11 protein-coding genes are annotated in these 11099 nt (G+C 67.2%); 1 reads left to right on the forward strand and 10 read right to left on the reverse strand.

The window, feature by feature from the left end; translation table 11 throughout:
- The 9 genes from H0W38_RS07705 to H0W38_RS07745 form a co-directional block, all read right to left on the reverse strand.
- The coding region (locus H0W38_RS07705; protein WP_292452637.1) for an ATP phosphoribosyltransferase regulatory subunit at positions 1–502 on the reverse strand (502 nt) is incomplete at its 3' end.
- 72 nt (positions 503–574) lie between these two features.
- On the reverse strand, positions 575–1873 hold the full coding sequence (gene ispG, locus H0W38_RS07710; RefSeq protein WP_292452638.1) for a flavodoxin-dependent (E)-4-hydroxy-3-methylbut-2-enyl-diphosphate synthase: 1299 nt from the start codon (positions 1871–1873) through the stop codon (positions 575–577).
- Positions 1870–2835 (reverse strand): helix-turn-helix domain-containing protein, encoded by a 966-nt coding sequence (locus H0W38_RS07715; protein WP_292452640.1) that lies wholly within the window; start codon positions 2833–2835, stop codon positions 1870–1872. The genes ispG and H0W38_RS07715 overlap by 4 nt, the downstream gene beginning before the upstream one ends.
- On the reverse strand, positions 2828–3691 hold the full coding sequence (pilW, locus tag H0W38_RS07720; protein WP_292452641.1) for a type IV pilus biogenesis/stability protein PilW: 864 nt from the start codon (positions 3689–3691) through the stop codon (positions 2828–2830). The genes H0W38_RS07715 and pilW overlap by 8 nt, the downstream gene beginning before the upstream one ends.
- Positions 3688–4857: a 23S rRNA (adenine(2503)-C(2))-methyltransferase RlmN gene (gene rlmN, locus H0W38_RS07725; RefSeq protein WP_292452642.1), complete on the reverse strand. Its 1170-nt coding sequence runs from the start codon at positions 4855–4857 to the stop codon at positions 3688–3690. Before rlmN ends, pilW begins: the two co-directional genes overlap by 4 nt.
- A 46-nt stretch (positions 4858–4903) precedes the next feature.
- Positions 4904–5329, reverse strand: a complete 426-nt coding sequence (gene ndk / locus H0W38_RS07730) for a nucleoside-diphosphate kinase (RefSeq protein WP_292452644.1) — start codon at positions 5327–5329, stop codon at positions 4904–4906.
- A 73-nt stretch (positions 5330–5402) separates the two neighbouring features.
- On the reverse strand, positions 5403–7529 hold the full coding sequence (locus tag H0W38_RS07735; protein WP_292452645.1) for a pseudouridine synthase: 2127 nt from the start codon (positions 7527–7529) through the stop codon (positions 5403–5405).
- The gene (gene scpB / locus H0W38_RS07740) at positions 7526–8287 is read right to left on the reverse strand and encodes an SMC-Scp complex subunit ScpB (protein ID WP_292452647.1); all 762 of its coding nucleotides are present in this window, start codon (positions 8285–8287) and stop codon (positions 7526–7528) included. The genes H0W38_RS07735 and scpB overlap by 4 nt, the downstream gene beginning before the upstream one ends.
- Before the next feature lie 223 nt (positions 8288–8510).
- Entirely contained in the window at positions 8511–9458 is a 948-nt protein-coding gene (locus tag H0W38_RS07745) for an RluA family pseudouridine synthase (protein WP_292452652.1), read from the reverse strand.
- Between the two features lie 177 nt (positions 9459–9635).
- On the opposite strand from H0W38_RS07745, the gene H0W38_RS07750 reads away from it, so the two are divergent.
- On the forward strand, positions 9636–10442 hold the full coding sequence (locus H0W38_RS07750; protein ID WP_292452648.1) for an outer membrane protein assembly factor BamD: 807 nt from the start codon (positions 9636–9638) through the stop codon (positions 10440–10442).
- Positions 10443–10446: 4 nt separating this feature from the next.
- On the opposite strand, the gene H0W38_RS07755 is transcribed toward H0W38_RS07750, so the two are convergent.
- On the reverse strand, positions 10447–11099 hold a 653-nt coding region (locus tag H0W38_RS07755), incomplete at its 5' end, for a helicase C-terminal domain-containing protein (protein ID WP_292452650.1).

Consider the following 11099-nt stretch of genomic DNA (forward strand, 5'->3'; position numbering starts at 1 on the left):
GGCCGAGCGTGCGCCAGAGAGCGCGGCACATGAGGATGATCTCGGCATCGACGTCGGGCCCCGGAAAACCCAGCGCTTCCACGCCGACCTGGTGGAACTGCCGGTAGCGGCCCTTCTGTGGCCGCTCGTGGCGAAACATCGGACCGATGTAGAAAAGCCGCTTGCCGCCTTCGTAGAGCAACGAATGCTCGGTCACGGCGCGCACGACGCCGGCGGTGCCCTCGGGCCGCAGGGTCAGGGCATCGCCGTTGAGCTTGTCCTCGAAGGAATACATCTCCTTCTCGACGATGTCGGTCACCTCGCCGAGGCTTCGCAGGAAGAGTTGCGTCGGCTCGACGATGGGCGTGCGGATGTTCGCGTAGCCGTGTCGGCGCATCACGGCGCGCACAATGTCTTCGAGCCACTCCCAGCGCACCGATTCGGGCGGCAGCAGGTCGGGCATGCCCTTCACGCCGCGCAGCGGTGAGGTGTCCGGCCTCGCGGCTTTCAAAGGTTCAACCATGGTCTGCAAAAACGGCCAACAAAGCCGGCCGGAGCCGGAAGATCGAACTGCACAACGCTGCGCCGACCCGCTTCAAGGAGCGGCCGTCACCGTGCCGTAGCGGCGCTCGATGTAGCTCTCGACGACGCTCTGGAACTCGCGCGCGATGCCCTCGCCACGCAAGGTCATCGCTTTTTCGCCGTCGATGAACACTGGCGCCGCCGGTGCCTCGCCGGTGCCCGGCAGGCTGATGCCGATATCGGCATGCTTGCTTTCGCCAGGGCCGTTGACGATGCAACCCATCACCGCGAGCTTCATGTTCTCGACGCCGGGGTACCGGGCTTTCCAGACCGGCATCTGTGCCCGCAGGAAGTCGTCGATCTGCTTGGCCAGTTCCTGGAAAGTGGTGCTGGTCGTGCGGCCACAGCCGGGACAGGCGGTGACGCTCGGATTGAAAGCGCGCAGGCCGAGCGATTGCAGGATCTCCAGTGCGATCACGACCTCCTGCGTGCGTGCCTCGCCCGGCTGCGGCGTCAGGCTCACGCGGATGGTGTCGCCGATGCCTTCCTGCAGCAGCAGCGCCAAAGCGGTGGCGGAAGCCACAGTGCCCTTGGTCCCCATGCCCGCTTCGGTCAGACCAAGGTGCAGCGGGTAGTCGCAGCGTGCGGCCAGGGCGCGGTACACGCTCACCAGATCCTGCACACCGCTGACCTTGCAGCTGATCAGGATCTGGTTCGGATCCATGCCGAGCTCGCGCGCATAGGCGGCGGACTGCAACGCCGAAGCAATCAGTGCTTGGTACATGACCTGCCGCGCATCCCAGGGCGCGGCGCGCTGCGCGTTCTCGTCCATCAGCGAAGCGAGCAGCTCCTGATCGAGGCTGCCCCAATTCACGCCGATGCGCACCGGCTTGTCATGGCGCAGTGCCGCTTCGATCATCTGCGCGAACTGGCGGTCGCGCTTGTCGCCCTTGCCGACGTTGCCCGGGTTGATTCGGTACTTTGACAGTGCCGCCGCGCACTGCGGATAGTCGCTCAGGAGCCGATGGCCGTTGTAGTGGAAGTCGCCGATCAAGGGGACATCCACGCCCATGCGGTCGAGCTGCTCGCGGATGGCGGGTACGGCCTGCGCAGCCTCGGGCGTGTTAACCGTGATGCGCACGAGTTCGGAGCCCGCAAGGGCCAGCGCCTTGACCTGGATAGCCGTCTCGATCACCTGCACCGTGTCGGTGTTGGTCATGGATTGCACACGCACGGGTGCGTCACCTCCCACGGTGATCACCTTGCCGCCCCAGCTCACCCTTGCCTGCCGCGAGCGGCGTGCGGCCGGCACGGCGGCCGCAATGGCGCCCTCGCCAACAGCATGGTTCAGATCGGTCGGCAGCGCACTCATTTCAGCTCCAGCCGCGCAACGTTCTCGCGCGTGGTCTTCAAAGTCACGGGCTCGCCGCGGAAGCTCACCCTCGTGGCTGCGGCGTTGCCGATCGTCACCCGCAAGGGCAAAGCGCCTTCGACGTTCGCTGACTCGCCGGCTGCCAGCGTGCGCGAAAGCACCAACTGGTTTTTTGCATCGCGCACTTGGACCCAGGAAGGCTGCGTCGTGGCGCGCAGCGTGAGCAGCGCTTGTGCAGCGCTTGCCGGTTCAGAGGCGGCTGCTTCTCTCGGTTCCGCAGCGAACACGGTGTCGATCACCACGGACGAGGCCGGCGCGTCGGGCGCTATCGCGGAAGCCGTCACATCAGGCACCGCCCCCGAGATGGCCGGAGATGACAATGCCTGCCCGACAGGATCGGCCGGGAAGAGCCCGCCGGCGGGCTGGGCTGCATCGGCGGGCACCAGCGGCTGTGCAGGCACGGCGGCAGCGTCGGACGCCGACTCGGGAGTCGCCTCATCGCCCGAGATCCAACTGCGGCCGGGCAACAGATAGACGACCAAAGCGGCCACCACCAGCAGTCCGGCAGCCACCACCGGCACGCTCGGCAAGCCACGCCGCTCGCCGCTGTCGCGACGACCGTCATGCCCGCGAAACGGCTGGTTGAGCCCGCGAGTCAGCGGCTCGAGACGCTCGCCCTGCGGCTGCGGCAGCCGCAGGAGTACCGGTTCGGCGTCGATCTTGAGGGCGCGGCACATGCTCAGCGCGAGCGCTCGAGCGAACGTGGCATCGGGCAGTTCGTCGTAACGGTCCGACTCGATCATCTCGAGTTTGCGCTGCGCTACTTTGAGCGAGGCCGCCAGCACTGCCAAGTGAACGCCTTGACGTTCGCGCGCCGCACGCAGCAACGCGCCCGCCGTCTGCGGCGGGGCAGCAGCCGGGTCGCCGACCGCGCCGCTGGCGCCCCCGTCGGCCTCACTCATTAAAGGCTCCTCGCTCGAAAGCTGCCGCCTCGCGAGACGTGGGATAGCGCGAACGCAGCTGGGTGCCCAGATCGCGCACGCCCTGCGGATTGCCGAGGCGACGCTCGATGCGTGCGGCCAGCCACAGCGACTCAGCGTTGCGCAAATCGGCATTGTTGTTGACGCGGCGCACGTAAAAGCGTGCCCGCTCGTACTCGCCGACACGCAGAAGAACGTCGGCTAGGTTCATGGCAGTCGCCGGGTTGCCGGCGTCGAGTTCATAAGCCCGCTTGAGCGTGGCCTCGGCCTGATCGAGGCGACCGGACCGCGCTTCGCAAATGCCTTGCACCAGCATCGTGCGCGCAGGCGTTCGGTACTGCGGCGTCGCAAGGGCGCGCTGGAACAGGGCTTCGGCCTCTTCGTAGCGCTGTCGCGCACACAGGAACCAGCCGTAGTTGTGCATCACATCACCATCGCTCGGCGCGACCTGCAGAGCCCGGCGATAGCTATCCTCCGCGAACTGGTTCTCGCCCAGCTCTGCGTAGATCAAACCGCGCAGATTCAGTGCCTGCGGCAAGTCCGGACTGGCGGCAAGCGCCTGCTTGACCTCGTCGAGTGCGGTGTTCCAATGGCCTTCGGCGAAATAGGCGCCGGCCAGGTCGAGGCGGATGCGCGCGCGCTTTTGCGGGTCAGTCTCGTCGGACGAGGTGGGGCGATCGCGGCCGGCGTCGGCGCCAGGCAGCGGTGCAGAGGGCGGCGCGCTTTGCGCCGGCATCGTCGTGGTCTGCGTCTGCGCACAGCCCGCGGCAACCGCCAACAGGCCCAGCGCAAGCGCCCAGGCGGCCGCCCGCCGTCCTTGTGTCATGACCCGGCTCATCGTGTCTCCTGCTGAGGGGTGCCCGGCGCCGAAGCGGCGCTGCGCGCGACGGCGAGCATGGCGATCGGCGCGCGGGTCATGCGCACCTGCGCGTCGGTTCGATCCTGCACCTCGCCGGCGAGCTGACCGCAGGCGGCGTCGATGTCGTCGCCGCGGGTCTTGCGCACCGTGGCGATCAAGCCCCCGGCAATCAGCACCTGGGCAAAGGCTTGAACTCTCTGTTCGCTCGAGCGAGTGAGGCCCGAAGCCGGGAACGGATTGAACGGAATGAGGTTGAACTTGCAGGCGACCAGGCCGACGGGGCCCTGCTCACCTATCAGGCGCACGAGCTCCTGCGCCTGGCGTTCGCTGTCATTGACCCCGTCGAGCATGCAGTACTCGAAGGTAATGAAATCGCGCGGCGCACGCTCGAGATAGCGCTGGCACGATGCCAACAGTTCGGCGATCGGGTACTTGCGGTTCAGAGGCACCAAGTCATCGCGCAGCTCGTCCGTGGGCGCGTGCAGCGAAACTGCCAAGGCCACAGGGCAATCCTCTCGCAACCGCTCGATGATCGGCACCACCCCGGAGGTCGAGACGGTCACCCGGCGGCGCGACAAACCGTAACCATGATCATCGAGCATCACACGCAGGGCGGGAAGCAGCGCCGCATAGTTCTGCAGCGGCTCACCCATGCCCATCATCACGACGTTGCTGATGACTCTTTGATCCTTGCCGAAACGCCGGCGCAGCTCGTGCTCGGCATGCCAGAGCTGGGCCAAGATTTCGCCGGTGCCGAGATTGCGGCTGAAGCCCTGGTGCCCTGTAGAGCAGAATCGGCAACCGACCGCACAGCCGGCCTGCGACGAGATGCACAGGGTGCCGCGATCATCCTCGGGAATGAACACCGTCTCGACCGCATTGCCGCCGTTCACGTCGAACAGCCACTTGATCGTGCCGTCGGCAGAGACATGCTCGCTGCGCACAGCGAGCGGCCGCACGACAGCGCAAGCGGCAAGCTTTTCGCGCAGCGACCTGGCCAGATCGGACATCCGGGCGAAATCCGCTTCGCCTCTTTGATGAATCCAGCGGAACAATTGCGTTGCACGAAAACGCTTCTCGCCCAGCGACTGGCAAAACGCAGCCAAGGCGTCGAGATCGAAGTCGAGCAGATTGGCCGCAGTCATCGGGAGTAAAGGCTCGGGGCGGCGGGAGAATGCCTCCCGGTCTGCCTCAACGGCTGTACACGCTCATGGCCGGGAAGAAAAACGCCACTTCTGCGGCGGCAGTTTCCAGTGCGTCGGATCCATGCACGGAGTTTGCGTCGATGCTGTCGGCGAAGTCGGCGCGAATCGTGCCCTTCTCCGCCTTCTTCGGGTCGGTCGCGCCCATCAAGTCCCGGTTCTTGACAATCGCGCCCTCGCCTTCAAGCACTTGAATCATCACGGGCCCGGAAATCATGAACTCGACCAAGTCCTTGAAAAAGGGCCGTGCCTTGTGGACCGCATAGAAAGCCTCGGCTTCACCGCGCGACAGATGAGCCATGCGTGCGGCCGCGATCTTCAGGCCGGCAGCTTCGAAGCGTGCATAGATCTGACCAATTACATTCTTCGCGACCGCGTCGGGTTTGATGATGGAAAGCGTGCGTTCGATCGCCATGTTCTTCTCCGGAAATCTCTTGGGACAAAGCCGTGGATTGTAGCGGGCCGGCTCCGCTGACTCATGACAGCGACTAGCGACCGCGACCGCCGAAACGGCCACCACCACCCTGCCCGCCGCGGCCTCCTCCGCCTCCGCCTCCCCCACCGCCGCTGCGCTTGCCACCCACTTTGGTGAAGTAGGCGTCAGCACCGATGTAGCCGACCGAGGTCTGCATCGGATCAGGTTGCTTGGGTCCGCCTTTCTTGCCACCAGGGGCCGGGTCTTGCGCGTTGTTGTCCGGACGGCCGAATCCGGCGTTGATGCGCTGCGAGCCCTTCACGAAGCGCTTGTCGAAGGTCTGCTCGAGCGGATTCGGTATGGTGCCGGCTGGGCCGAAATCGGCTTCGGGTTTGGAGCCGCCATGGCCGAAACCCTGAGCGCCACCGCGCCGTGGGCCTTTGGCGAACCGGCGATCGAAGGTCTGTTCGAGCGGGTTGGGAATCGGCCCGAAATCCTCGCGCTCGCGCGCCGAGCCGTCGGCCCCGTCCTGCGTCGCTTCGTGAGGCCGGGCTTCGCGCGGTTCACGCTCACGACGCGGCCCGCGCGGCTCGTTCTGGCGCGCCACCGCCGGCTGCGGCCCGCGGCCCGCGCCCTTCACCGGTTTGACGTTGCGGCCGTTGCGGCCACCGGCGCGCTCCGTGCGTGGGGCTTGCTGCGGCTCGCGCGGTTCGGCCCGGGCGCCACCCACGAACTGGCGGATCCGCCGCAAATCCTGCTCGCTGAGTTCGACCCATACGCCGCGCTTCAAGCCGCGCGGCAGCACCACGCTGCCGTAGCGGATGCGGATCAGCCGGCTGACGGCCAAGCCGAACGTGTCGAACAACTTGCGCACCTCACGGTTGCGGCCTTCGGTGATGACGACGCGGTACCACCGGTTCGCGCCGTCGCCGCCGCCGTCCTCGATGCTCTTGAAGTTGGCGGTCTGGCCGTCGACCTGCACCCCTTCGATCAAGCGCGCGCGCTGTTCGTCGTCGAGGCTGCCGAGCACACGCACCGCGTATTCGCGCTCGATGCCGAATCGCGGGTGCATGAGCTGATTGGCCAGTTCGCCAGAATTGCTGAACAGCAGCAAGCCTTCGGTGTTGATGTCCAGGCGGCCGACCGATTGCCATTTGCCGTTCTCGAGCCGCGGCAAACGCCGAAACACCGTAGGCCGGCCTTCCGGATCGTTGAAACTGACCACCTCGCCGATCGGTTTGTGATAAGCCAACAGACGCGCCGGCGCACCTTGTATGCGCACTTTGACCGGCTTGCCCGAAACCTTGACACGGTCGCCGTAGGAGATGCGCATGCCGATGTGCGCGACTTCGTCGTTGACTGTGACGCCGCCGTCCTGAATGAGCTGCTCCATGTCGCGTCGCGAGCCGATTCCCGACTGGGCCAGCACCTTGTGCAGCTTGGGCGCCTCGGGCTCGGGGCGCAGCACGCGCTTGATCGATTGTTCCAGCGTGGCCGGATCATCGGCCTCGGGCGGTTCGGCGTCGTAGGCACCGGAGAGCACCTCGGCGAAGCGTTCGACGGTTTCCACCGGATCGGGCGGCGCCGCCGTGTCGCGCAGCCCCCGCTCGACGGGTGCGGCTGCGTCGGCATGCGCACCGGCGCCGGCCTGCGCATCTTCGGGCGTGTCACGTTCGGCACGGTCCTTGCCGCGGCCACGGCGACGGTTGCGGCTACGGCGGCCGGACTCGAGGCTCTCGCCACCGGCGTCACCGCCGCCTTGACCGACGGTCTCGTTCGCCGCGCCCTCGAGGGTCGCAGCGCCCTCGGACGATGCTGTCTGGGTGTCTGCCGTTTCCGATCGGTTTTGAGCAGGCGGTAGGGATTCGACGTGGACGGCGGCAACAGGGTCGTGAGCCTCTACCTCGGCACCTCGGCCTTCGATGCCCGGCGCCTCTTTGCCCGCCTCGCCGGCTGGCAAGGCGATACTGGGCTCGTCCGCGGCTTCGCCCTTGGGCTTGCGGCGGCGGGGCAGCTTCACCGCTTCGCCAGGCTCCTCCTGCGAGACCGACGAAGCGGGTGCATCAGTGCCCTCGGCCAGCGCTGCAACCGCCTTGCGCGGGCGGCGCTTGGCCGGCGTAGCGACGTCGTCCGGACGGGCGTCGGTCGGCGTTTCGGCGTCGGTTGCAGGCTCACGGGGCAAGTTGTCGTTCGAATTCATTTCTGCGGTTCCATGCCGGCCAATGCCGGCGGTGTGACGGGGGGTTCGGCCGAGGCGCTCGCCTTCTCGGTCAGGGGCGCGCTCGCGCTTTCGGCGGCGGCGCGTTCGTCTTCAAGGGCGGCCGGCGAGGCCGCTTCAGCGTCGAGCTCGGCATCGGCATTGGCCGCCTCGCCGGAAGCGTCGGACTCGCCGTTATCGAGCAGGCAAGCCTGCCCCGGCACGGCTTCGCCCACTACAGCTGCCATCTGTGTCCCGTCGATGGCCGGCAACTGTTCCAGCGAGGCAAGCCCCAAGTCGTCCAGGAATTGCCGCGTCGTCGCAAACAAGGCTGGCCGGCCCGGGGTCTCGCGATGGCCGATGCTTTCGACCCAACCCCGATCCTCGAGCTGCTTGAGCAACTGGCTGTTGACGGTGACACCCCGGATATCCTCGATATCTCCGCGCGTGACCGGCTGCCGGTAGGCAATGATGGCCAGCGTTTCCAGCGTGGCGCGCGAGTACTTCGGCGGTTTTTCGGGGTGCAGCCGGTCGAGCCAGGGCCTCAGTTCGGGACGACTCTGGAAACGCCAGCCGCTGGCCAGCGCAACCAACTCGACACCGCGGCCCTGCCAGTCTTGCATCAGCTCGTCGAGCAAGCTGCGCAAGGTGTCGGCGCCAAGCTGCTCATCGAAGAGCAGGCGCAGCTCGCGCAGCGGCAGCGGCTGCTGCGCGCAGATGAGCGCGGTCTCGAGGACGCGCTTTGCATCCTGTGTGTTCATGAATCCGTCTGTCGTCCTGGCCGGGTTGTGACCGGCATGCAAGGGAGTCGGAACTGCGCCGGCTTCTGGGCAGGCGCGGCGGCTGCGCCATCGCGGGGCCGGCTGCGGGCCGGGCTGTCAACTGGTTCTCGGGGGACCGTGCGGCGGTCGGGGCCGGTCGGGCCGAAGCAGGCGACCGGTACGGGCTTCGACAGCCCAGCCCCGCGATTGTATCGGAGCCGGCTCAGCCCGGCGCGTGCGGCTCGATTTGCCGCCAGGCCGCCTGCAGATCGGCCGGCAGCGGCGCAACGAACTGCACTGCCGCGCCGTCGGCAGGATGTGCAAATCCCAGCCGCTCCGCGTGCAGCGCCTGTCGCGTCAGGCCGAGCGCCGGACGACCGCCATACAGCGCATCGGCGATGAGCGCATGCCCACGAGAAGCAAGGTGAACGCGAATCTGGTGAGTGCGGCCGGTGTGAAGGGTGCAACGCAGCGCACTGACAGCGTCGCCGGCGGCCAGCAAAGCGACATCGGTGCGCGCCGGCTTGCCGCCCGCCACCACTGCCATGCGCACCCGCGACACCGGATCGCGGCCTACGGCCGAGTCGATGCTGAAGACCGGCTGGCGCGGCACGCCGTGCACCAGCGCCACGTACTCGCGGCGCACTTCACGCGCCGCAATGGCGCGCACCAGGGCGGTCATTGCCGGCAGGGTCTTGGCAACGACCATCAGACCGCTGGTGTCCTTGTCGAGCCGGTGCACGATGCCCGCGCGCGGCAGCGTTGCCGCACCGGCGTGATAGGCGAGCAGGCCGTTCAGGAGCGTGCCCGACCAGTTGCCAGGCGCGGGATGCACCACCAGGCCGGCCGGCTTGTCGACGACCAGCAGGTGGGCGTCTTCGAAGACGACTGCCAGTGCCATCGGTTCGGCGCGAAACGCGCGGCTTTCCGGCGTCGGCACCAAGTTGACGGCGATGAGCTGACCGGCCGTAACGCGTCGTGCGCACGCCGTGACGACCTGCCCGTCCACGCTCACCTGTCCGCCTTCGATCAGCGTTTGCAGGTGGCTGCGCGAAAACTCGCCGGCCAGGCCGACGAGCCATTTGTCGAGCCGCTCGCCATGCAGGCGCGCATCGACGCGCTTGCTGCGCTGCTCCACTTCGGCTGGGCCGAGTTCGGCCGGCTCTTCCACGGCGCTCCAGTCGCCCGGCGAACCGGTCTCGGTCGGCGTCGGCTGTGGCCAGTGCTGCGCGGGGGCAATGCCCAGGCGTTCGCAGGGGGCGGTCATATAATTTTCGGGTGCTTTCAACCGCGGCCGCACTCGCGCCGCCTGCTGGTAATGACTCTGATTCGATCTTGCTCGGCCCGCATGCGGCGCGCTGCAATCGGCGCGTCCCACGGGGCGCTCGCGACCCTGCTCGGCCTGACGCTCGCCGGCTGCAACACCACGCCGACCGATGAAACCGCCGGCATGTCGACGGAGAAATTGTACGGAGAGGCGAAGGACGAGGCTTCGGTCGGCAACTGGGAACGGGCCACCATGCTTTACGGACGGTTGGAGGCGCGCGCTGCCGGCACGCCGCTGGCTCAACAAGCGCAACTCGACCTGGCCTACGCGTTTTATCGAAGCGGCGAGAAGGCACAAGCCGAGACGACGATCGAGCGCTTCATCAAACTGCACCCGAGCAGCCCCGCGCTCGACTACGCCTACTACCTTCAAGGCTTGATCAACTTCAACGAGAACCTCGGTCTGCTCGGCAGCCTGGCGCGGCAGGATCTGTCCGAGCGCGATCAACGCGCATCGCGCGACGCCTACCAGAGCTTCCGGCAACTCGTGCAGCAGTTTCCCGATTCGAAGTACGCGGCCGACGCGCAACTGCGCATGAACTACATCGTCAACACCCTGGCGCAGTACGAGGTGCACGTGGCCCGCTACTACTACCGGCGAGGTGCTTATGTCGCAGCAGCCAACCGCGCGCAGCAAGCGGTGCAGGAATTCCAGAGCGCCCCGGCCACGGAGGAAGCGCTCTACATCATGACCCTCGCCTACGACAGGCTGTCGCTGCCGGATCTGCGCGACGACGCCCGGCGCGTCCTGACGCAGAGCTTTCCGCAATCGAGCTACGTCACGCAAGGTTTCGCCGCTGCGGACAAGCCGTGGTGGCAGCTGTGGTAGGCGCTCACCACAGGACGGGCAAGGCCGCGATCTCGCCCAACCAGGCCAGCGCCTCGCTCTCCTCGTGCAACGGCTGCATCGGCGGCAACGCGCGGCGGAGCTTCAGTCCGTAGCCCATCGCAGTCATGCGAGGGTCGCAGATCACCAGCAGGCCGCGATCGGTCTCGCTGCGGATCAGCCGGCCGGCACCCTGCTTCAATGACACGGCCGCCTCGGCGACGAAGTAGTCGTTGAAGGCGTTGCGGCCTTGCGCTTCGAGGCGCTTGACTCTGGCCTCGACCAGTGGATCGTTCGGCGGTGGGAACGGCAGCTTGTCGATGATCACGCACTGCAGCGCCTCGCCTGAGACGTCGATGCCCTCCCAGAAACTCTGCGAGCCGACCAGCACGGCGCGCGGCGTGTCGATGAAGCGCTGCAGCAGCTGACGCTTGGGTGCACTGCCCTGCGTCAGCACGACGATCGGCTCGGCATCGCCATCGAAGTCCGCCTGCAGCGCATCGGCCACAGCGCTCAGGGCGCGCAAGGTCGTGGTGAGCACGAAGGTGCGCCCGCCGGCCGCACGCGCGCAGGCCGCCGCCAGGCGGGCGACCGCCGGTGCGTGGCCAGGATCGACGGGCTTGGGGAAGCGCGCCGGCACGTAGAGCCGGGCATTCAAGG

Source organism: Methylibium sp. (assembly GCF_013817365.1).
In the GTDB taxonomy this organism is placed as follows: Bacteria; Pseudomonadota; Gammaproteobacteria; order Burkholderiales; family Burkholderiaceae_C; genus Methylibium.